A 21,802-nucleotide genomic window follows, 5' to 3' on the forward strand; every position below is an offset into this window, starting at 1 on the left:
ACGGTGTTCCAATTTATTCCGCCCCGTAATAAAACAGCGTACCAAATGCAGGCTGGTCCCGGTCGTATCCCTCCGGACGGATACGTTTGAGCACCTCTTCCGTATAAGGCATTTTCAAGCCCTTACGTTTCACATAATGGTTATACACCATTTCATAAATGGGAATAAACTTACCGCGGCCCAGCGGAGAAATTTTTGTCCAGCTGCTGTATTTCCCAGTCACGTCCTTCCAGGTTTCAAAAGGCAGGTCATCATTCCCCAGATTATACCTGGCGGCATATTCAAAGCCCTTTAACAACCTGTTTTCCAGCAGGCCATACAAATCGTCGCCCTGGTTATAGGCAATTTCACAGACCGTTGCCATACAGCCGATGCCGAGTTGGGTATGCCCCTGATCGCGCCCGCTTTCCTGAATCTGACCGGTGGTGCCGCTGATATAGTTCTTTATCGTGCCGTTATCATTCCCGTTTAAATAGAAATCCAGTGCCTTATTGTACATATCTTCATTGTCCAGGAAGATAGCGGCGGAGATATACATTTTCGTTACTGCGGCTCCCCAGTTCCCATTGGTATAGGCCTTCACCCGGTAAAACTTTTCTGCTACCGGCAAAAATACAGTGGTGATCATTTTCGTCACTTTGCTCAGCTGAGCTTTACTGAGTGGCTTATAGCTGAAGCGCAGGATCTCGATGGCATTGATTATCTTTATTCCTTCCAGCCCCACCAACAGCGGTGCATCATTCGTAGGTGGGATAACCGACAGCGTATCGGCATACGCTTCCAGGATACTGATCGATTTTTTTGCATAGGCCGGATTTTTGGTAGCCGACCACATCACTGCATTCAGGTAGGCCGCACTAAAATCGGCTTCCATCTTATTCTTGGTAAAGGCAAACTCACCGTCGCGCGAGATGGTCTTAAACGGTCCCTGCAGTTGATAATCTGCTTGCGCCAGGGGATGCTTGCTTAAGATTTCAAAGGAACCATATTCCGGATCATATTTCTTCTTATTCACTGCATAAAAATGACGTAAAGATGCTTTGTTGTGCAGGATACCGGGATGGACAAACACGCGCTTTTTCTTGGACACCTGGTTTTCCAGCGGACGGATGATCATGGCCATGCCACCTTTCGCCTTGATCTCAAATGGGAAATCATCCCTTTTTTTCAGATCAAGCACACGTTTAACGATACTTCCCCCGGCATCTTCATAGACTGTAGCTTCATATTTTTTCCCGGCATCCAGAAAGTCGAACAGCAGGCTGCCTTTCCAATCGCTAAAACCGGCCGCATTCCCGACATACCAGGTATTTCCCTTGCGGCGGGAGACGCTGATATTTTCGCCGATCTCCCCTTTCAGGTAACGTGTTTCGTCCCATACGGTAGGGACATGGGTAAAAAATTCCAGTTCCTCCAGGTTGGTATAATCCAGTGGCCTGCCGTACCAGAACAGGTGCTGAAGGGGACTAAAATACACGACCGTTAGTGCAAGCTGCTGTGCTTTACTGACTTTCAGGTTCCTGCTGAAGTCATTCTTCGGGTTGGGGAAGCAAAAAGTAAAATCTGCAGCGCCAGCGAGGAAACGGGTATAGGGTAAAACTGTGGTGTGAAAGGCATCTGGACTATTCTCATCGCCACGAATGCCTTCCTGTGTGAGCAGCGCCGGATAAGTGCGGTTGAGTCCGGTTGGTTTATAGTTATCATGGATATTGATAAACAGACCAGCATCGTTTACCTTTTTAATGGCATCGCTGAGCCAGGTGATTCCTTTTTGGGTAAAGCCGTCGATAAAACCAAACTTCAATCCGCTTATCCCCCACTTTTTATAGAGTGGCAGGATGGTATCCAGGTGATGCTGCAATCCGATATAGTTCACATATAAAATAATTCCTACGCCGTTTTCCCTGGCATAGCTGATCACCTTTGGCATATCAATCGCCGGGATAGGCAGCGCCGGGTTGGAAGCCGGACTCCTTTCCGGGCCATACCAGCCCGCATCAAACATCACATATTGGAAACCGAGTTTTTTAACCAGGTTTATACAGTCGAATGCACTTTGCGTATTCAGCTCCGACCGCATGACCTTTCCCGGTTTAATCCAGTCGGGAACAGCCTGATATGGCTGTGGGTTCAGCTTCAGCGGGAGTTCGCTATGCGCATGGAGTCCGATAGCCGTTTGTGAAAAACCCACTGTTCTCCAGGGTGTTTGAAAAGGCAAAATTGCGGTCAGCGCTGTATCCTGCAGGAAAGCTACCGCCAGGCTATTGGCAGCTGTTCCTTTGGTCAGCTCCGCTTTGGTATACTGATCATTTGCCGCTTCCCCTATGGTAAGGTAAACTTTTCCATCCCTCAGCGTAGAAGGTAAATCACTGGCACCGGACAAAGAATCAATACGTACAGGTGTAAAAACGGATTCATGATGGTACTGATAGATATGATAAGGACTGGTAAAGTTAAACTGTGTCTGCTCCCTGTTGATCACCAGACTCCCTGATGGCAGCTGCGCCTGTTTGGGCAAGACATAGCGAAATGCAATACTTCCGTCAAACACGCGGACTTCTACAGTCATCTCTATTGCAGCGGAACGGCAGGAGACTGTCAGCTCATTATAATTATTTTGAATGCTGCTGTTTTCCCCAAGCCGCCATGGAATATTCTCAGAAAAACTGCGCCGGGAACTGGAGGTGATGGTTACTTTCCCTGCTGACTTCAGGTGATTGACCAGCAATCCCATAGGGGACCAGGAAATCACTTCCCTGCCCAGGTAAGTCACCCGGTACTGCAGCTCCTCAGCGGAATTCAGGCCAATTTCAAACATGGTTTCACGGTCGGGCGAAAAGACACCCGGTAGTGATGCAGGCTGGGCAAATGACGCAGCGCAGGGCATTAAAAAGAGAATTAACCGTATAGTGCTGATGTAGATAAATCGGATCATACCTGTAAGACAATGATATCAGGATCTTATACTCTGGAATATATAAATATTATCCGGCAAATGCTGATCATTACTGCCGGGAGCAGAAATGATGGGCGATATTGAGTCTCTATTGCTTATATTCCTTCACCTGGCTCAATATTTCCATGGCATTAAAGAGTGGCGTCCACTCTTTACCGTTAAACAGGAGGCGAAACCACTTTTTGTTCGTGTTTTCATAATTGACCTGAACAAATAACCATGCAGCGACTCCGGCGAAGAAGAGCGTCACCATAATCTGCAAGCTATACAGCCAGATATTCCCCCCTGTCAGCATACTTCTATTCCAGTAAAATGTTGTCCACAATGGCAACTGCAGGAAAAGTATGCGTGCCACCCACAGGGTTGATATTTTAAGCCTGGATATGAGTTCCTGAGTTTCCAGTATAGATTCAGATACATCAGCCCGGTGCAGGAGAATCAGCTGGTAAAGATACACTCCTATGGCCATTTTGATGATCAAAACCTGCAATCCTGCGGAGATCAGGAAAAAAGGGCTGGCTACATGAAGCAAATGGATGAGCAGGCTGTCAACAAATATTACCCAGGCTATGCCTGTTAATACGGCAAAAAATTTAACAGGTTTCATGCGCGACAAAAAGGAGCGTACCTTCATTTTAGTAATTTCACTGGCATTTTCTCTGCTGAAAGCCAGGTTTTCAGTTAATTTTTCATCGTATGATTTCCAGAGACTAATGATTTCTATATCTTCCATTGTTATTGATTTTTAATTTTTGAGAATTTTTCTTTTAAACTGGTCTTGATGCGGCCAATTTTAGTAGCCACATTGGTTTCAGAAATGTTCATGATCAGGGCAATCTCTTTATGGCTTTTTTCCTCAAGATAAAGTAACAGAACCGCTTTATCCAATTCCCTCAATTCCGCTATAAATTTTTGAAGCTGGTTAAGTTTTACATCTGTTTCGTTGTCATACGCCCAATCTGGCAGATACACGATCTCTTGAGAAACAGGATTGGAAATAATTGCCCTCCTGCTTTCTTTGCGGTAAAAGGATATGGCCACGTTGAGCGCTATACGGTAGATCCAGGTAGAATACTTATACCTGTTATCATATTTTTCAAAACACCTCCACAGCTGTACAATAATTTCCTGAATCAGATCTTTACGGTCTTCGGCATCAGCACAGTAAGCACTGGCTATCTTGTATAAGATACCTTTATGGGCTTCTATCACCGACAAGAACAAAGCATTATCTTTAACTACTGCACCCATCATTATTTTTGTTTAAGACGAACATTTATTAATTATTCGCATGAGTTTCAGAAATATCACAAATTAAATTGATTTACGTACTTTTTTACCACAACCGGAAGATCATGACCCGGGCTTTTCAGGCAGCTGCAGGAAATGAGTAAATTCTTTATCCGCTCTAGGTTGTTCAACGTCGATCAACACAACCTTTTTGAGTTCCGCTTGTTAAGCATAACAATCTATCCTTATATTAAAATGTGTGATTATGGAAAGCAAAAATGAAAACCAGGAACCTAAAGAAGAGAAAATGACCTTCAGCCAGTCGGACGCAGTCAATAGTCCTGAGAATAAAGAAGACGAGACGCCAAAGAGTAAAAAATTGAAGTACACCGAAGAAGATCAGCCTTTTGCGGATGGAAAAGGTACGCAGCTTGCCGAAAAAATTGAAGAAGATACACCTGGGAATGATCCGGGATTCTAAAATGGATCGCATAAAAAAGCCGCATAACAAATGTATGCGGCTTTAAAAATATAATTTGAGAACTGTCGCTTAGTAATTATAGATCGCCTGAATATCATGCAGACCGTTTACTTTCGCGCCTTTAGTCACTGTATTGGTTGCGGGATCATACACATAGATATTCAATCCATCCGCATCTGTTCTGACAGGAAGATAAACTTTACCATCAGCATAACCATAAGTAGTGGCGCCACCATAAAATAAAGGCACATTAATCTTTGTTGTGGTCTGTGCAACCACATCCAGGTACCAGTATTCTACAATAGGTTTACCCCAGTCATCCCAGGTAGTGACAAACTCATCTTTATAATTTCTTACGATAGCTTTTCCATTGCCCAGGTACATCATCCCATCAGGATCATTGTTATTTAATTTGGCCGACAGATCGAAGAAATAAGCACTGTCAAAAGTGGTTTCACCGTTTTTAATTTTATAAAAACCTGTAGGTTTATGTTTATTATCGCCATTCCAGGCCACCGGAGAAGTCAGGATATAGATATCATTATTATAAACGAACTGCGCTTCCAGACCTACCCTTCCAGAACCCGGGAAGGTAGAGCGGGTATCTTCAGACAGGGTTACATTCGCCAGTGAAGGATAATCCATAACCGCAAGATAAGCTTTATCGATGGCGTACACCTCATTCGTATAATTGTCGTCGGTATAGGTATAACCCAGATATAATTTACCATCTTTCAGGATACCGGAACATGGGGTTACTTTTAATCCTGCTGCAGGTGCAGCTACGGGTAAAGTACCGCTTTTGGTTATCGTCAGTGTTTCTGTATTGATCACCGTATACGCAATTGTCAATCCGTCCAGGGAACCTCCACCGATTAATAATGTATTCTCATCTACCCACTGGTTCCAGCACAAATAGGCCAGCTGTGTAAATGGAATTTCTTTGACCATTTTGAAGGTATTATTTTCCAGGACAAGTTTACTGAACACTTTGGTCTGGCGGTTAAGTGCATAAAAGGTATTACCTTTCCTGATGGTCCACATGGAATTGTTCAGTTTACCTGTCATCTCTATCCCATTTCCTATGGAAGTGATGGTGCCGGAGCCCAGGTTACTCACGTTTAACATATACTCTGAAATAGGACTTGCGGTTGCCCCGTAAATGGTGAAGGCCGAAGATCCTTCAGGGTTTTCAGTCCCCTTGTCATCATCCTTTTTGCTGCATGAAACTAGTGAAAGGACTGACAAAAGTCCGATTGTTGCATTTTTGGCTAATTTATTCATTGATCTGATAGTTATTATTTTTAAAAATTTCAATACGGTTGAGGAATGCTTACCGGGTATGGTTATTTAATGAGGTAGCGGAACTTCAGGTAGGCTGCCCTGCCCGGCTTTTGCAACTTAAAGTCATCATAAGCCAGCCTGTTCGTGATATTTCTGACCTCAGCAGAGACGTTGTACTTATTGTGGTCAAAACTGCAGGATAAAGAGGCATTATGGATCAGTTGTGTTGGAATAATGATCTTTGTATCTACCGTACCCTGACCGGGCCAGGAGAGAAAGTAATCTTTGATATACTGCCCGAACCAGCTTAAGGTAATATTGGTCCCTTTTCCGATCAGGTCATCTTTCATGATAGATAAATCGGCATTTCCAAGCAGGTATGGCTGGTTGGGAACGCGGTCTTTGTAACCATTGCTGCGCCTTGCATTTTGATAAGTCAGGTTCAATCCCGCATGTACCAACTTATTATAGGTATATTCAACACTGCTCTCGAGTCCATTGATATCCACATCCATTTCATTGGTATAAATGGAATACCTGGTCTGGTTTGAAATATAATAGATAAAATTCTTAGCCTTCCGCAAAAATCCTGCTGCCTCTGCACTGAGTTGGTGCTTTCCGGCAGTATGGGTATAATAAGCGCCAAAATTAAAATTGTTGCTTTCCTCCGGCTCCAGGTTGGGATTGGAAAGCACTGCAATGCCATCTCCGAACAACTCCTCTGCATCCTGCAGGCGGTAAGCATGTTCTGCCGAAAATTTGACCCCCAGACGCTTGCTCAGTTTATACCTTGTGGCGATACCTGCACCATAATAGTTGTATTGTTTTCCACGCGAGTCTGTTTTTAATCCTACGCCATTTGTATAATTGACCACTTCCCTGACCGTTGCCCTGAAGCCATAATATTTTCCGAAAATACTCGTACTCAGTCTGTCGTCAAAAAAGGCAGATTGCCAGGAAAGACCTGCGACATGTTTATTAATGGTATTCGGGTCGTTAAAAGCATTTTTGGACTGCGTGGGATCCAGCTCGTCATATCCTTTACGGCTAATCAGACTGACATTGTAATTCAACTGCAGGGCATGGTGTGCATTGATGGCATAATCCAGATTCAGCTGTCCCAGACCAAAACTATTTTTATAATGGTATATAGAAAAATCCCTGTTGAACTCCCCTGCAGTATTATCTGACTTATAAACACGTCCTGCCCAGTCATACACATTCCTTGAAGTATCGGTAATCTGAGAATTGTCGCGTGCATAACTGGCGAACAGGCTTAAGTTCAAACCTTTTAGCAACAGGTTATCCTTACGGTATCTGATGGAAGGCAGAAAAAAATTGCTCTTCTTATCTGCTGCACCGACAATAGACTCCTGGGTAGCAAGGGTCTGGATTTCCTTGTGCTGGTTGGCATACAGAAAACCTATCTTAAACAGATCGGCCCATTTTTTACCGGTAAAGCCAATATCTGCTTTTCCCATCACCGACTCATAGTCATCATGGAAACGCTTGCTATCAACATATTCGTAAGTCTGATTGTCTCCTTCTCCTACCACATGCCGGATAGCGGCATCATATTTTTCGCTGTTCCGCATGAGGTAATTGTTGGCTGAGAAATTATAATATCCATTCAGATCGATCACCCATCCTGTTTTTGGATCGGTATACCTGCCCGCAAGTGCAGCACGGTGGGTATGAAAGGAACCCACACTGTAACTGGCATCCAGGTATTGCTTCAGCCCCTGGTTCGTCACAATATTTACTGCTCCTCCAAGGGCATCAGCCCCGAGATGGGTTGGAACAGCCCCTTTATAGACCTCGATACGCTCTGCCAGATTCACAGGAATATTATTCAGTGTCAAGGAATTACCGAAGTTCTCCATAGGAATTCCATCCAGAAAGAACTTCACCTGTTTTCCTGAAAGACCATTGACAGAAAACTTAAAATCGGAGCCCAGACCGCCCTGCTCGCGGATATTAATGCCTGAACTACGGCTAAGGACCTGGTTTAAATCGGCCGTGCTATTCCCATATTTTTTCAGTTCTATCGCATTTACAGCAAAACCGGCTTGTTTTAACTCCTGACTTTTGGTTTGACCGGTAATCAGCACATCATTCAGATTTCGTGCAGCTGTCTGTAAGGTAAGATCGAGTTCGGCAGAAGGACCAGAGATGGTCACCGGTTTTTGCAGTTTGAGATGGCCTGTAGCCGATACCTTCAGGGTATAGTTCCCAGGTTTAACCTGTATAAACTGGTAATGTCCATCCTTATCTGATAAAGCCTGGTAATCCTGCTGACCGGAAAGTAAAATGGAAACGGCTTCTATGGCATGGCCATCACTACTTTTTACTGTACCTGAAAGTTTGTTTCCGGCATTTTTTTGTGCATATCCTGTAGAAAACAGGGCACAAAACAGCCAGGTCAACAAATTTTTGTTAATTTGCATCGCTTTTAAATGTTCGTTTGAAAGTATCTTTCCCAATATTGGGATTCGCTGCACAGTTACAGCTGTGCAGCTTTTTTTATATCTTAAATTCGTTGGCTATCTTTTGGGTCAACCGCAAGGGTAAGGGCTGCGTTTCCCTTCTGAAATCTTCTTTGTTGATGACCAATATTTCTTCTTTTCTATGGGTAAACATCACTGCGATGTAAGCCTCTCCCTTTTGGATCGTACAGCTTTTTTGCATGGGTCGGGAGGTTGCACAGGATGTTTTAAACAAAACCTGAAAATCCTCCTCCCCATTATTGCTGATCTCCATATCCCCACAGAAAGATAACTCCCCGGTTTTGCCCATCTGGTAATTCCCTTTATTATAAGAGGCGGGTTTGAGTGTGATATTTCCGGTATAACTTTCCTCTGCTAAGGGATGCTGCTGAGGCGTGTAAAACAGGGAGAACAGGGTAAAAATGGCTGCAAAAGAGGCAGCGATCCCGATCAGGTTTCCTGTGATCCTCAAGTGGCGTCTGCGGGAGGTGGCCGTAGTGATTTCATGCCACATGTCTGTACGTAACTCTTCCCCCGGCACTACAGCAGAAGAGGGCAGATCCAGTTCCGGATGCTCCAGCCATAGTTCCACAGCTTTCCGCTCTTCCGCATTTGCTGTACCACTATAATATTTTTCAAGAATTACCGGGCTGACCTTCATTACTTCGTGTGATTTACAGACAAGTTGCATCACCCGATGTTTTCCCCCAATGAAAAATAAAATATTTTTTCGGAGCATCAATACTGAACGATAAATGACTGATGGTGAACACCAATCAACTAACAGGAGAAAAAACATTTTATGCTTTCAGCACGTCCGGAGGTATAGCTACCCTATCAGGCAAACGGTGGAGCGGCTTATTTATAATTTTGACCGCAGGGTATTTAAGGCACGGGTAAGATGGTTTTCTACTGTTTTTTCTGCGAGAGACATCTGATTTGCAATCTCTGAGTTTTTCAATCCACTCTCACGGCTCAGGGTATACACCAGTTTACATTGCGGGGGAAGTTTACTTACAATCTCCTTCACCCTGTTTTTGAGTTCGTTGAAATAGATAAAATCTTCAATATTATTCTTTGATGTTGCCTGGTTAACCGTGGCTTTCTCCAGGTTAGTCCTGCGGATCGCCTTATTTCTAAAATATTCCGCGACTTTCAGTTTCGCTGCCCTGAACAAATAATTTTCTGCTGCACCCTGGATGCTCAGCTCTTCGCGTCGTTCCCAGATTGAGATAAAAATATTCTGTACCAGCCCCTTAGAAATATGGGGATCATTCGTATAATTCAAACAAAATGCAAAGAGCTTATCCCAGTGATTATTGTAAAGGTCTTCAAATTGTTCTTTATTCATATTATAAGGCAGCATTTCGGCCGCCTCAAATATATACATATTTAGACTCGTTACAAATAGAGAATTCATTTAGCGGCTGGTCTCCCCTATTCTTCCATCTATCAAACCTGATTTTGTTGGTATCAGACCTGCGTTTCCGTAAAAGTTTTCAGGTCTTCTTTACTGAGGATCGTCTTCTTCTCATGATGGGCATAATGGAAGTCTTCCAGTTTTTGCAACAGGTACTGCAAAGTCAGTTTTTCAGCAAAGCTGAGCTGACCGGTGATCATTTTCCCAACATGATTCATGTCCTGGAAAACCTGGTAAAGCAGGGTCTTCCCCTCTTCAGTAATTCCTATATACTTCCCACGTTTATCATGCTCATTGTCCCATTGCCTGATAAGCCGGGCTGCAATTAAGCGCCTGATCACTTCAGATCCGGAAGTCTTCTCCTGCAGGTTATGACTGATCAGCTCTGTCTTAGACAGTTGTGTATGCGTCAGCAGAATAGCCAGTGCGGTGAATTCCTCTCCGGTTTGCAGTGGTGTTCCCTCAAGGGCTTTTTTGATATAAGACTTTGCATAACGGCTCATGTAGACGAATAACCTGCCGATATTATTATCCAACTGATAGGCGATTTCCTGTGCTTCGTCCTCATTTTTCCCGAACCTGACATCTCCGTTTTCGGGAATCACACTGTGTTTGGCATCGGGCTGTAAGGCGGCTGCACCTGCTGCAGCAACGATTTCAGGTGCTAAGCCAGGCTGTCCGGCATATCCTTCAAGGCCTCCGATATGGTTGATCAGGAAACCGGCAAAATCCTGAAGAGAAACTTCATCCCCCTTATGCTCCTCCTCCAGTTGTTCTACCAGAGTTAGCAATTGATGAATGAGCGGATATGATTTCATGATTTGTGGGGTTTAATGGCTATCGGATTTTGAACAAATGTAAATTCTTTTGTGTTCATGTAGAATATAATTCTTCATTCTATTTTTGAACAGCTTCCAATCCTACCATTCCTAACGCCCTTTGCTGCTGTTGCGTGTTCAGCAGAAATAAACAGGCTTACAAAAAATTGAGTTTGTACCGAACCAGGGAATCGAACATAAGCCAGAACTTATGGCCATTGGATACACGGATCCTTTCTGACATCACGCGGTGTGCAGGCACATTTCCGATTTTCTGGAATAACTTTTTATAATAGACGTAGGCCAGGTAAACGCCTTTCCTGCAGGAACGCGGCAACTGCCTGATGCCCTTTAACGCTTCATTGAATTCGCGCAAAATGTCCTGTTCAATTGCTTTTTTGTCTGCATCTGAAAATTTTGACAGGTTGACATCAGGGAAGTAGGTCCGGCTCAGTTCCTGGTAATCAGCATTGACATCCCTCAGAAAATTCACTTTCTGAAAGGCAGAGCCCAGCTTCATTGCAGGTATGCGCAAGCGCTCAAAATCCTCCTTATTCCCGTTGGTAAAAACATGAAGACACATCAGTCCGACCACCTGTGCCGAGCCCAGAATATATTTCTCATATTTTTCAGGGGTATAATCCTGATCGTCGAGGTCCATTTCCATACTTTTCAGGAACAGGCTGATGAGTTCATGTTCGATTCCATACTGATTCACCACCTGCTGGAAGGAGTTTAACACGGGGTTGATACTGATGCCCCGCTCGATGGCCGCGAAACAATCTTTTTTAAGCTCCGCAAGCATAACGGATTTAGGATAATCGTGGAAACTGTCAACAATCTCATCGGCGAGCCGGACGAAGCCATATATCGCATAAATGGGTTGCCTCAATGGCCTGTTCAAAAAATAAATGCCGAGGGAAAAGCTGGTGCTGTAAAGCCGCGTCGTTTCCTTACTGCAGGTGGCAGATAATACGTCAAATCTCTCTTTCATCTATTTTGTCAATCTATCGGATAAAGGTATTATACGGTATACAGGATTTGACAGGGATCGTATGATCCGCTGATCAAAAGATATATTCAGTACAACAATAAACAAGTATAGTACATATTTGTTTTATTATCATCCAGATTGTACGATATAGTACAAATTTATTGGAGATTGATTGCTAAATGATCAGTCAGCCATGATAGATTAGAGGAAAAGCCTTTTACTGGCTACTTAAATTTATCATTGCATTAGCGCTATTGTTCTGGGGTAATGGTTGTAGGTTTCCTCCTTAGTTACTATGGAGTTCCGCTGTTTTTTGTGTGGGATAGCTATTTTTAGTTTTCAGGGCAGCAAATTTCTTTGTGTTGATTTTATCCATACAACCTGATTCATACATATGGAGATCAGTAGAACCTATCAGTTCTAAACTGGCCTTGTCATTAATGGCTGTATATAAAGTTTCTGTAATTGCCCGGACACGCGCCTGTGCTTCATCTTTCAATAACACCTGCAGGTTTTTTAGGTTCAGTTTCCCTAGGGTCTGCACGATTGCCTGATCAGAAACAACAATCCGATAGATATCCTTTATATGAACAAATACAACTATGCGGTATGCTTCAGTAGAATTCAGCGTGAGTGTGTTTCCTATTTGTTTTACGGATACTTTGTCCATATCCGACTCATCCATTGTTATAAAATCCCGTTTTCCCTGCACCAGGATCACCTTGGTATTTCCTTTTATGGTTATCCTTTGGATATCGGGTTTAGTCTCCACAGGATTTTCTGAGGCAATGGCAACGGAGTCATTGATCATCCATAAGGAAACGAATAAGAGCAAAGCAAACGAAGCTGATTTTAGGGTTGAGCGGAATAATGTTTTCATATCTATTTGAGTTTATCCGGTTAAAAAATAAAATTTATTAATTTCTTATACACAGGACGTTAATGAAATCGAAACGTTGCGTGCATTTTTGTGTTTTCATGCCAACGTTCTGTAAAACCCGACAAACTCCATCTATTTTTCGACCAACAGGGATTAAAAAATTTGGTCAGTTTCACTGTCGCTGTGGAAAGGGTCTCCCCTGATTGTTTCAATTTTTCTTGATGAGGGGAACTGACCAGCCTGAACTCATGAAATATTTTTTTCTGCATTTAGGGTCATGGTCAAACCTTTTAGCTTAAAAAGCTCAAAACCAGCAGGAATGAGGGCTTAAAAATCCAGAATATTATAAACAATTTTAAAACAGTTTAACCAAAATATAAACACTATGGAGACATTACAAATCTCTTTGGCAAGAGATCGCAGAACCAGAACAGAAGCCGTCACACAGCCTGTTGTACATACATTAACTGGCGCCGCAACAGAATTACTGCCTCCAGGCAGTGGTGTGGTGATTATCGCTGACAGTAAATCGACCCTGTTCGATGAATTGGAAAAAGCCGTTGCTGCAAATGATGCAGAGCAAATTAATCAGCTGGTGATGAAAAACAAACGTGCGGTAAGTGCGTTGAAAAAAGTTTCGAACCAGGAAGCGTTAAGCATACTGACCAACGCACCAGTTGTGGTTGATCTGAATTATGAGACGAAGACCATTGCTGTCAATCTTTTTACCATTAAAGGGGTAGAACTGACCAGGGCCTTTTTTCCATTCTCTGGTGGGGAATTTCAATCGGACCTGTTTAAAGTCACTGAATTCTCCAAAGAATCAAATGTTGCAGCTCCAAAAGTAATGGTGGTTTTACACCAGCCTAAACTTTCCAGATTGGAGCTGCAGGCGCTTAAAATCCCTAAAGAAATGGGTGGTATGAATTTCGGCCGTGTAGGTGGCGAGATGATGTGTACCCCGGGAGCTTTAGTAGCGACGGTAACTGCCGGTCTGATTGTGGCTGCCGTTGCAACTGCCGTAGGTAATTGCGCACCGACCTTCGGAGAGATTGGCCAGGAAGTGATCAATCCGCAAATTACCGGCGGAAAGATGCTTGCCGTAAAAGATTTGGTTGCCGCCAGGCAGCAGGCGATTATGAAGACGAAAAGGATAAGATAAATTTAACTGACGATGGGCTTCTATCCTTCTTTGATGCTAACCGGAATTATTTCGCTTTGGTTGATACTGTCCATACTTAAGTATTTTTCTTTTGCGAAATCCTGGATTGTTGAAAATGATGTCCTTTCATTAATTCCTACCTGGAACTTTTTTGCCCCGGAACCGAACCAGACCGATTATTATTTGTATTACCGGGTATTTTCTGCCCATGCAGATTCTCCATGGCGACTGGTCAGTTTCGGGGCTAAAAGAAAATGGTATGGATTTATTTGGAACCCCTACCGCAGGGACAGGAAGTCCTTTTTTGACATTTGTCAGCTGCTGATCGGTACACCGGTATCAGAAAAAAATGAGGTCGTCTACACCCTGCCTTATTTATTATTGCTTAACCATGTCAGTACCCTTTGTAAGGCCGAAATAGGCGATACCGTGCAATTCGCGATCAGTATGGTCATTCCCAGCCAAAACAAGGAAGAGCTCTCCACTGCATTTATTTCCATGCAGCATGTGCTTTAATTGCCCATAAGAAACAAATTAAGAAGATGACCCTTCCCCAATTAGCTGAAACAGAAGCCATACAATACACGTTGCTGGGCACCTTACTCACAACCTTGTTCATGAGTATTGAATACCTGTGTATGCTAAAAGGGAAACGGTTCAGTGCAGCGACTTTCTTCTCCTGGGAAATCAGCAGTACGCGACCGGGCTGGCTTTTCAGGGGACCAAGGCTCCGCTTGCTGAATGGACTTTTTGAGGATCGTCCATTTAAATTCCTCATTGTTCTGAGGATACTTGTCGCCATATCTGTTTTTTTTAATCCTGGAAATCATCTGTTTGTCAGCAGCTGTCTGGCTATATTATTCCTGATCAACTGTTTATTGAATATCCGCCATTTTCAGGGAAGGGATGGTGCCGATGAAACACTCTCCATCCTCTTATTTGGGTTATTCGTCTACTATGCAGTGGATCCGGAACTTTCATTGAGGTGGGCAGGACCACTTTTTATCGTGGCACAACTGAGCCTTTCCTATTTCATTTCGGGTTATTACAAGCTGATGTCGGGTACCTGGAGATCGGGACAGTCCATAAAAAAAGTAGTGGCAACAGAGATTTATGGCCAACCATCGCTATCTTTTCTGGTCAGGCACCAGCTGGTGGGTTATGCCTGCTGCTGGCTGATCATTTTATGGGAGCTCAGTTTTCCGCTACTCTTTTTAATTTCGGCCCCATATGCACTGATATGGCTGATATTAGGCGTCATCTTTCATTTATCCATGGCAGTGATTATGGGATTAAACACCTTCATGATGGCCTTTCTGATTTCCTACCCCCTGTTTTATTATATCCTGGTCTCCCTGTAAACCATTCAGTTTGCCGACCGGTAGAAAATTGCAGCAGGTGAGCGTACGTGTTAACAAAGAAGGGAGCCCATTTCGAATGAAGCCCCCTTGTTTGTGTATAGAGATTGTGTGTGAATTACAATACGATACTGTCGATTGCCTTGTCCAACGCTGTTTCCTGGAATTCAGCCATGGCAAAACCTTCTGCCCGGACAATCGTTACATCCGTAATACCTATAAAACCTAAAATGGTTTTCACATAAGGAGTCACAAAATCATACGCCACAGCATCACCTGAACTGTAAATACCACCTGTAGTGACCGCGATATAAGCTTTTTTACCGGTCAACAGGCCTACAGGGCCTTCAGCAGTATACTTGAACGTAATGCCTGCACGGGCAATATGATCGAAATATGATTTCAGTACAGATGGGATACTGAAATTATACATTGGCGCACCAATCACCAATACATCAGCATCCATGATTTCCTGAATTGCTTCATTGGAATGACGGATAGCTTCTTTATTGGCATCCGTATGGTTTTCTGCCGGGGTAAAAAATGCGTTAAGGTGTGCTTCCTCCAAATGTGGGAAAGGTCCGCTGGTTAAATCTCTCAGCTGTACAGCAGCTCCCGGATCTTTTGCTCTAAGTTCTTCGATAATTGCGTTTGACAATTTAATGCTGTTCGATGCTTCGCCCCTTGGACTGGAAATGATGTTTAAAATCTTTGACATGATATATTTATAATTTATTCCGATGTGTTTAACGGCGCTAAATTAGGGGATAGAAAAGTGCGGGGTCTTGATGTATGGTAATAAATCATAGCATTGAGAATTCTGTAGCAATTATTATTTTGCCAGAAAAAAGAGCATGGGCAAATATCAGCAGGAATGGAAACAAACAATGCAAGGCAATCCTGAATTTGAGGGATGGAAAATACGTGCAAGTGGTGGAGATCTGCTGATTGTTGTTCCGGAAGAAACAGATATGGATCTCTTAAAAATACAGTTCTCCAGCCTGATTTCCCCCATTGCCCCACTGATTAAATCGCCGAAGGCAAGGCTTAAATTCTATGTCGGAAATTCCGATCAGGCAGATTTCATATTTACCCTCAACTGATCCCAGGCAGGAAATAAACCATCTTCTTTTCGTGTTATATATAATTATTCTAAATAATAACGATATATTTGGCAAAATTCTTCCGGGATTTGCTGAACAAAACGGAACATATTGCACCTGAACCTGCGAATGGCAGTTTGAATGAAGAATCATTTGCTCTGCTGTACAGGCAATATGCTGCTTAGTGTTTGCGTGCCGCACAGGTATATTCCGGTGACGGGGAATTGGCCAAAGAGACCACATAAAGTCTTGAATATTGAATAATAGTATTTACCATGTTAATAGAAGGAGAGCAGCATTTCAAACAATTATTTGATGACCATTACGCCCAATTGTGCTCCATCGCTTTTTCTATTGTTAAAAGCCATGAAATAGCAGAAGATATTGTACAAAACTTCTTCCTGAAAGTATGGCACAATAGAATGCAGATCGACATCGTTTACAGCTTCAAAACCTACAGCAGTAAAGCGGTGTACCTTTTATCACTCAACCAGATCAGGCAAAATATCCGTGCGCTACCATTAACGGACATGGAAGAATTTCCGGAAATCGTGTCCCCCTCGCTCGATAGCAAGATAATTGGCGCACAGGAAAAAGAATATATGGAGCTGATGAATACAATTGAAGTTGTCATATCCCAGCTGCCCTCCAAAAGCCAGATGATTTTCAAGATGGCACATTATCAGCAGATGCGCCATGCAGCCATAGCCGAGCAGCTAGGCATTTCCGTCAATACCGTCAAAGTACAAATGTCCCGTGCCTATAAAACAATACGCTCCCAAATCAGTCAAAAGGATCTTCCCTATTTCCTGGTGCTCTTCGCGCCTGCACTGTTTTAAAATTATTTAGATTATTTACAAATAATTGTAATACCATATTAAATCCTGGTGTCTATATAAACAGAGCTTAACCGCAGACCTTAAGAATGACTGACAAAGAAGAACTGATTTTTATCTTATTAAATAATTTAGACGAAGGGGATTTCGACACACTGATCTCTCCGGAACATTCCCCGGGAAAGGACTTCCTGATACAGGAACTGATTCTCCGGGACGAAAGATGGGTTTCCCTTATGCCACTCCTGGAAAGTTATTTACAGGAACAGCGCAAAACTACCCCCTATTTTCAGCGCAGAAAGGCCGTTGCCTGGAACATCCTTCAGCAACAGATACAGGAGCCTATATCTCAATTATCCTGGTACCATAGCATTTCAGGATATGCGATGCGCATCGCTGCGGCAATTGTGCTGATTGGTACCTCAGCATTTTTTTATACCCGCAATTACGAACCTAACCGCTACACAAAAGCTTATGCATTCTCCAATACCTGGAAAAGCAGGGAGACAGGCAGTGCTATGATCCTTCTGCCGGACAGTACCCGGGTATGGCTCAATAAAAACAGTTCTGTTTCGTATATAAAGTCTGATGAAGTGAAGGTAAGACAGGTCCGTATGACAGGCGAAGCATATTTCGAAGTGAAGAGCAGCAAAGAAAAGCCATTTGAAGTCATCAGCGACCAGGGTGTCATCAGGGTTACCGGAACACATTTCTTTACGGGGAAAGACCGGGAAAACCATAATTTCTACGTCGACCTCCGGGAGGGAAAAGTATCTTTTCAGGCCTATGGCTTCCTGCCACAGCAGGTCAGCCTCTCCCCCAGACAAAAGCTTGTTTACCTTCCCAGGGATGGCAATGGCAAATACCAGCTGGTCAGTTCAGCGAAAACAGAAGCTTATTTATGGTTACGAAAACCCCTCTATTGTAAAGAAATGCCACTTCCTGAGCTGATCAGCCAGATGGAGGTCTGGTACGAGACCAAAATTACACTTAGCGGCAGGGCATTGCAGCACCTTCATTTTTCAGGCACTTTATCTCCGGAGGATTCCCTGCAGCACAACCTGGAAAAATTGAGCTGGACATCCCCTCTTACGATCACCAAAAAAAACAATCAGTATCTCATAAAATCTAAATAACAATCCTTTTACAACTCTTATTATATGATCACTTGGCACTTTAACACAAGCACCAGGAAGGGACTCCTTATGCGTATATGTACCCTTTACGCGATAGGAATACTCCTTGTCTGCTTCCCGAATCTCGATGTCTATGCACAGAAACAAACTTACGAAATCAATGTCTCCCAGCAGAAGCTTGGCGCAGTCCTGAAACAGCTCTCGGAAAGCGAGGGACTCAAATTCTTCTATAATCATGAAGAGGTGAACCTCGATGAGCCTGTTTCCTTAAAGATAAAAACCAGCGATATTTCCCTGCTCCTGAACCGCTTACTTTCCTCCAGATACGATTGGAAGGTGATCCAAAACTCCGGCGAAATCCTGATCAAAAAGAAGCAGGAACAGCAGAAAAAGAAACAGTTCAGCATCCAGGTGCAGGACAATGAACAGCAGCCACTGGCTGGTAGTTCAATCTACTTTCCTCAGCTAAAACGTTCCATCTATACCGATCAGCATGGTCGTGCCACTTTGTTTGTTTCAGCTGATCAGTCTCCGGATGAACTCAGCTATGAGATATCCCATGTAGGCTTCACAAAAGCGGAAGCCAGGGTTCAGGCAGGACAAACAGCCCTTACGGTACTTCTGCCGCAGCAGGAAGAACTGACTGAAGTGGTCATTGATGGTTACCAGAGCCGGGATGCCCGTATGCTGGCCAGTTCAACGACAACGATTAAAGGAAATCGTATAGTGATGGACGGCTACCAGAGCATAGACAAAATGTTACAGGGGCAGGTTCCGGGTTTGATGGTCATGAACAGTTCGGGAAGTCCAACGGCTAATCCGCGTATCCGCCTGAGAGGGGTTTCCACCCTACTTGGCAATGGCACCCCCTTATGGGTTGTGGATGGGGTGATTTGGGAAGAACCCGTTAGCCTGAGTAACCAGGAGGTGAATAACTTGGTGGCCACCACACAATTGAGCCGTCTGGAACAATTGGGAACTGAATCGCAGTTAAGTATACTCGGCGGTGCTATCGCCGGACTCAATCCCCAGGATATCGCATCAATCACTGTGCTTAAGGATGCCTCCGCTACAGCGATCTATGGCACGCGCGCAGCAAACGGAGTGATTGTCATCTCGACCAAATCGGGCAAACAGGGCAGTCCGGTGATCAGCTACAGCGCCACTTTGGGGATTTCACGCAGACCACGGTATGAAGATTTCAACAGGATGGATTCCAGACAAAGGGTTGGATTTTCCAGAGAGGCTTACCAGGATGGATTATTGTATCAGAATATGCCTTTCAGTTATTCCTATGAAGGTGCATTGTTCAATCTCTTTGATCAGCAGATCGACCAGACGACCTTCAACAACCGTGTGGCGGAACTGGAAACAAAAAACACCGATTGGTTTAACCTTCTTTTCGAACCGGCCATCAACCAGAACCATTACTTAAGTGTATCCGGCGGCCGTGAAATGGACAGTTATTTCATTTCACTGGGATACGATAAAAACCAGGGAACGGCGAAAGGTGACGCGGCAGAGAAATACGCCGTAAGCCTGCGCCTGAAAAATCAGCTCCGCAAGAATATTTCCCTAAACAGCAGATTCAATTTTGCCAGCCGCAAAACGACAGGGTATTATGGCGTTAATCCGTTTGATTATGCACTGAATACCAGCAGGACATTGAATGCAGAGGAATACTACCCCACCCGTTATTCCCCGGCAAGTGAATACCAGGGACTGAGTTTACTGAACTACAATGTATTGAATGAGCTTAACAATAGCGGAAACGAAGCAAATGTGCGACAAATCAATGCCCAGCTGGAACTGAATTGGGACCTCACACCGGCATTTCGTTATACAGCCCTGGCAGCCATTGGCTTTGCAAACACAAAAAGCACCCGATATGCAGGTGAAGAAACCTATTCTATGGCCCTGATCAGGGGATATGATTACGGATCGGTCGCTGCCGGAAGTGCTGAAGAACTTGCGTCGAAGCTTCCTTATGGAGGTGTGCTCTATTATGATGACCTCAACAATCTCAACTACACGCTGCGCAATACGCTGCAATACAAACAAAATCTGGGAGAAAATGGCAAACACCTGCTGAATGCCATGGCGGGAATTGAAACCCGCTCCAATCAGTATGATGGATTCTATTCCAGGGAATGGGGATATTTTCCAGGAAGAGGGAAGAGCATTTCCTATGAGTATAACCCCTCTTCCACAAGCACCACACTTACCGGCTCCACCTACGGTTCCTCACTGGGAAAACACAATGCTTCCCTGCGGGACAACCTGTCAAATAACTTATCCCTCTTCTCCACTTTCGCTTACAGTTACGACAGAAGGTATATCATCAATGCCAACATCCGCACAGATGCCTCGAATCGTTTCGGTCAGTTTACCAATAACCGTTTCCTCCCGGTATGGAGTATTGCGGGACGCTGGGCATTACATGAAGAGAAAGCATTCAGAAAGCTGGGCTGGCTCAGCGACCTGAGCATCCGCGGATCTTACGGACACCAGGGGAATGTGGTACAGCAGGTAGGGCCTGAATTGATCGCCGCCTATGGCAACAACATCGTAGATCCGGTTTCCGGTCAGTACGTCCTCAATATCAGCAGCCTTCCCTATCCTGACCTTCGCTGGGAGAAAACCGTAAGCAGCAATATTGGGTTGGATATTGCGGTCCTGGATCACCGCTTCGGACTTTCGGTTGATTATTACAAAAAAAATGGCAAAGATATCATCTTCCAGGTACCGACTGCATTTGAATATGGCGTACAAACCGCCTATAAAAATGGAGCAACCCTGAAAAACGAAGGGGTTGAACTGATGTTGCGTGCGACCGCTATCCAGCGGAAGAACTTTAGCTGGACCATTTCAGCAAACCTGGCCCATAATGTCAACCGCGTGTACCATGCCGGAGCATTGAATACCTATGCCGATTACCTCTCAGGAAATACCTTTGTAGATGGCGAATCTGCCGGAACATTTTACTCCTACAAATTTGTTGGACTGGATGGCACGCAGGGGCTCCCGCTAATTGATAAGGTCAATACCAATCTATCAGACGAAGACCTTCTTCCATCGGACTTTCTTGTCAAATCAGGTCGCAAAGACCCGCTGTTTACCGGGGGACTGAACATGTCAGTACGCATTAAGAATTTCAGTTTTGACGCCTCTTCTGCCTTTAATCTTGGGCAGCACAAACGACTGAACAATCTTTATAAAAGCACACAATACCTTCCTGCCCCGGATCAAAACCTGGATACACAATTACTGGAGCGCTGGCGCCAGCCCGGCGATGAGGCTTTTACCAATACTCCCGCCTTCATCAAAGTAAATGACTTTGCGGTAAGCAGTGTACCCCTACCCACCGCTGCAGGCACCTATGTGAGTCTGTACGATATGTACAACCAGTCTGACCTCCGTGTGGTAAATGCCAGTTTCTGGAGGGTTAGGCAGATCGGCGCCAGCTATAACTTTAACCCGGAAGTAACCCATAAATTGCACCTGCAATACCTACAGCTTGGATTTCAGGTCTACAATCCGTTCATCCTGAAAAATAAGGCCTGGGGATCTCAGGATCCTGAACAGGGAAACACCGGCAGTACCGCTCAACCGATTACCCCAAGTTATAATTTCACTATCAAAGTAGGCATCTAATTCT

Annotated in this window: 19 protein-coding genes; 8 read left to right on the plus strand and 11 right to left on the minus strand. The window is 44.1% G+C overall.

What is annotated here, in order from left to right; genetic code table 11:
* Window positions 1-13: 13 nt before the first annotated feature.
* The 3 genes from ACSBL2_RS15800 to ACSBL2_RS15810 form a co-directional block, all read right to left on the minus strand.
* Window positions 14-2,887, minus strand: a complete 2,874-nt coding sequence (locus tag ACSBL2_RS15800) for a glycoside hydrolase family 97 catalytic domain-containing protein (RefSeq protein WP_442587509.1) — start codon at window positions 2,885-2,887, stop codon at window positions 14-16.
* A 157-nt stretch (window positions 2,888-3,044) separates the two neighbouring features.
* A complete protein-coding gene (locus tag ACSBL2_RS15805; RefSeq protein ID WP_442587510.1) occupies window positions 3,045-3,689 on the minus strand; it encodes a hypothetical protein in 645 nt (214 codons plus the stop codon).
* Window positions 3,690-3,691: 2 nt separating this feature from the next.
* Window positions 3,692-4,210 (minus strand): RNA polymerase sigma factor, encoded by a 519-nt coding sequence (locus tag ACSBL2_RS15810; RefSeq protein ID WP_442587511.1) that lies wholly within the window; start codon window positions 4,208-4,210, stop codon window positions 3,692-3,694.
* Window positions 4,211-4,451: 241 nt separating this feature from the next.
* Here ACSBL2_RS15810 and ACSBL2_RS15815 point away from each other — a divergent pair, with 241 nt between their 5' ends.
* Window positions 4,452-4,667 carry a hypothetical protein gene (locus ACSBL2_RS15815; protein WP_442587512.1) on the plus strand — a complete coding sequence of 72 codons (216 nt, stop codon included), beginning with the start codon at window positions 4,452-4,454 and terminating at the stop codon, window positions 4,665-4,667.
* Between the two features lie 69 nt (window positions 4,668-4,736).
* On the opposite strand, the gene ACSBL2_RS15820 is transcribed toward ACSBL2_RS15815, so the two are convergent.
* The 7 genes from ACSBL2_RS15820 to ACSBL2_RS15850 form a co-directional block, all read right to left on the minus strand.
* A complete protein-coding gene (locus ACSBL2_RS15820) occupies window positions 4,737-5,951 on the minus strand; it encodes a hypothetical protein (RefSeq protein WP_442587513.1) in 1,215 nt (404 codons plus the stop codon).
* Between the two features lie 62 nt (window positions 5,952-6,013).
* The gene (locus ACSBL2_RS15825) at window positions 6,014-8,398 is read right to left on the minus strand and encodes a TonB-dependent receptor (RefSeq protein WP_442587514.1); all 2,385 of its coding nucleotides are present in this window, start codon (window positions 8,396-8,398) and stop codon (window positions 6,014-6,016) included.
* Between the two features lie 76 nt (window positions 8,399-8,474).
* The gene (locus ACSBL2_RS15830) at window positions 8,475-9,128 is read right to left on the minus strand and encodes a hypothetical protein (protein ID WP_442587515.1); all 654 of its coding nucleotides are present in this window, start codon (window positions 9,126-9,128) and stop codon (window positions 8,475-8,477) included.
* A gap of 171 nt (window positions 9,129-9,299) precedes the next feature.
* Entirely contained in the window at window positions 9,300-9,788 is a 489-nt protein-coding gene (locus tag ACSBL2_RS15835; protein WP_442587516.1) for an RNA polymerase sigma-70 factor, read from the minus strand.
* Window positions 9,789-9,910: 122 nt separating this feature from the next.
* Window positions 9,911-10,675, minus strand: coding sequence for a MarR family winged helix-turn-helix transcriptional regulator (locus ACSBL2_RS15840; protein WP_442587517.1), 765 nt, complete (start codon window positions 10,673-10,675; stop codon window positions 9,911-9,913).
* Between the two features lie 157 nt (window positions 10,676-10,832).
* A complete protein-coding gene (locus ACSBL2_RS15845; protein ID WP_442587518.1) occupies window positions 10,833-11,669 on the minus strand; it encodes a phytoene/squalene synthase family protein in 837 nt (278 codons plus the stop codon).
* Window positions 11,670-11,955: 286 nt separating this feature from the next.
* The gene (locus tag ACSBL2_RS15850) at window positions 11,956-12,549 is read right to left on the minus strand and encodes a GIN domain-containing protein (RefSeq protein WP_442587519.1); all 594 of its coding nucleotides are present in this window, start codon (window positions 12,547-12,549) and stop codon (window positions 11,956-11,958) included.
* A gap of 385 nt (window positions 12,550-12,934) precedes the next feature.
* On the opposite strand from ACSBL2_RS15850, the gene ACSBL2_RS15855 reads away from it, so the two are divergent.
* Genes ACSBL2_RS15855 through ACSBL2_RS15865 form a run of 3 tightly spaced genes read left to right on the plus strand, consistent with a single transcriptional unit; the run spans window position 12,935 to window position 15,072 of the window.
* On the plus strand, window positions 12,935-13,711 hold the full coding sequence (locus ACSBL2_RS15855) for a hypothetical protein (RefSeq protein WP_442587520.1): 777 nt from the start codon (window positions 12,935-12,937) through the stop codon (window positions 13,709-13,711).
* Between the two features lie 12 nt (window positions 13,712-13,723).
* On the plus strand, window positions 13,724-14,227 hold the full coding sequence (locus ACSBL2_RS15860) for a hypothetical protein (RefSeq protein ID WP_442587521.1): 504 nt from the start codon (window positions 13,724-13,726) through the stop codon (window positions 14,225-14,227).
* Window positions 14,228-14,253: 26 nt separating this feature from the next.
* Complete coding sequence (locus ACSBL2_RS15865) at window positions 14,254-15,072, plus strand: hypothetical protein (protein ID WP_442587522.1); 819 nt, start codon at window positions 14,254-14,256, stop codon at window positions 15,070-15,072.
* A 115-nt stretch (window positions 15,073-15,187) separates the two neighbouring features.
* Here ACSBL2_RS15865 and ACSBL2_RS15870 read toward each other — a convergent pair whose 3' ends face one another.
* Entirely contained in the window at window positions 15,188-15,787 is a 600-nt protein-coding gene (locus ACSBL2_RS15870) for an FMN-dependent NADH-azoreductase (protein ID WP_442587523.1), read from the minus strand.
* Window positions 15,788-15,923: 136 nt separating this feature from the next.
* Here ACSBL2_RS15870 and ACSBL2_RS15875 point away from each other — a divergent pair, with 136 nt between their 5' ends.
* The 4 genes from ACSBL2_RS15875 to ACSBL2_RS15890 all read left to right on the plus strand — a co-directional run bounded on the left by ACSBL2_RS15875 (window position 15,924) and on the right by ACSBL2_RS15890 (window position 21,798).
* Entirely contained in the window at window positions 15,924-16,172 is a 249-nt protein-coding gene (locus tag ACSBL2_RS15875) for a hypothetical protein (protein ID WP_442587524.1), read from the plus strand.
* 275 nt (window positions 16,173-16,447) lie between these two features.
* On the plus strand, window positions 16,448-17,011 hold the full coding sequence (locus tag ACSBL2_RS15880; protein WP_442587525.1) for an RNA polymerase sigma-70 factor: 564 nt from the start codon (window positions 16,448-16,450) through the stop codon (window positions 17,009-17,011).
* A gap of 86 nt (window positions 17,012-17,097) precedes the next feature.
* Window positions 17,098-18,144, plus strand: a complete 1,047-nt coding sequence (locus ACSBL2_RS15885; RefSeq protein ID WP_442587526.1) for a FecR family protein — start codon at window positions 17,098-17,100, stop codon at window positions 18,142-18,144.
* Window positions 18,145-18,213: 69 nt separating this feature from the next.
* Window positions 18,214-21,798 carry a SusC/RagA family TonB-linked outer membrane protein gene (locus ACSBL2_RS15890; RefSeq protein WP_442587527.1) on the plus strand — a complete coding sequence of 1,195 codons (3,585 nt, stop codon included), beginning with the start codon at window positions 18,214-18,216 and terminating at the stop codon, window positions 21,796-21,798.
* The last annotated feature ends 4 nt before the right edge of the window (window positions 21,799-21,802 follow it).

This window comes from Pedobacter sp. AW31-3R (genome assembly GCF_052180285.1).
GTDB lineage: Bacteria > Bacteroidota > Bacteroidia > Sphingobacteriales > Sphingobacteriaceae > Pedobacter.

Coding starts and splice junctions, on each gene's coding strand:
- ACSBL2_RS15860 (WP_442587521.1), top strand. CDS start 13,724: ATGGGCTTCTATCCTTCTTTGATGCTAACCGGAATTATTTCGCTTTGG.
- ACSBL2_RS15815 (WP_442587512.1), top strand. CDS start 4,452: ATGGAAAGCAAAAATGAAAACCAGGAACCTAAAGAAGAGAAAATGACC.
- ACSBL2_RS15850 (WP_442587519.1), bottom strand. CDS start 12,549: ATGAAAACATTATTCCGCTCAACCCTAAAATCAGCTTCGTTTGCTTTG.
- ACSBL2_RS15810 (WP_442587511.1), bottom strand. CDS start 4,210: ATGATGGGTGCAGTAGTTAAAGATAATGCTTTGTTCTTGTCGGTGATA.
- ACSBL2_RS15825 (WP_442587514.1), bottom strand. CDS start 8,398: ATGCAAATTAACAAAAATTTGTTGACCTGGCTGTTTTGTGCCCTGTTT.
- ACSBL2_RS15890 (WP_442587527.1), top strand. CDS start 18,214: ATGCGTATATGTACCCTTTACGCGATAGGAATACTCCTTGTCTGCTTC.
- ACSBL2_RS15835 (WP_442587516.1), bottom strand. CDS start 9,788: ATGAATAAAGAACAATTTGAAGACCTTTACAATAATCACTGGGATAAG.
- ACSBL2_RS15885 (WP_442587526.1), top strand. CDS start 17,098: ATGACTGACAAAGAAGAACTGATTTTTATCTTATTAAATAATTTAGAC.
- ACSBL2_RS15865 (WP_442587522.1), top strand. CDS start 14,254: ATGACCCTTCCCCAATTAGCTGAAACAGAAGCCATACAATACACGTTG.
- ACSBL2_RS15820 (WP_442587513.1), bottom strand. CDS start 5,951: ATGAATAAATTAGCCAAAAATGCAACAATCGGACTTTTGTCAGTCCTT.
- ACSBL2_RS15800 (WP_442587509.1), bottom strand. CDS start 2,887: ATGCCCTGCGCTGCGTCATTTGCCCAGCCTGCATCACTACCGGGTGTC.
- ACSBL2_RS15845 (WP_442587518.1), bottom strand. CDS start 11,669: ATGAAAGAGAGATTTGACGTATTATCTGCCACCTGCAGTAAGGAAACG.
- ACSBL2_RS15830 (WP_442587515.1), bottom strand. CDS start 9,128: ATGCAACTTGTCTGTAAATCACACGAAGTAATGAAGGTCAGCCCGGTA.
- ACSBL2_RS15855 (WP_442587520.1), top strand. CDS start 12,935: ATGGAGACATTACAAATCTCTTTGGCAAGAGATCGCAGAACCAGAACA.
- ACSBL2_RS15880 (WP_442587525.1), top strand. CDS start 16,448: ATGTTAATAGAAGGAGAGCAGCATTTCAAACAATTATTTGATGACCAT.
- ACSBL2_RS15805 (WP_442587510.1), bottom strand. CDS start 3,689: ATGGAAGATATAGAAATCATTAGTCTCTGGAAATCATACGATGAAAAA.
- ACSBL2_RS15870 (WP_442587523.1), bottom strand. CDS start 15,787: ATGTCAAAGATTTTAAACATCATTTCCAGTCCAAGGGGCGAAGCATCG.
- ACSBL2_RS15840 (WP_442587517.1), bottom strand. CDS start 10,675: ATGAAATCATATCCGCTCATTCATCAATTGCTAACTCTGGTAGAACAA.
- ACSBL2_RS15875 (WP_442587524.1), top strand. CDS start 15,924: ATGGGCAAATATCAGCAGGAATGGAAACAAACAATGCAAGGCAATCCT.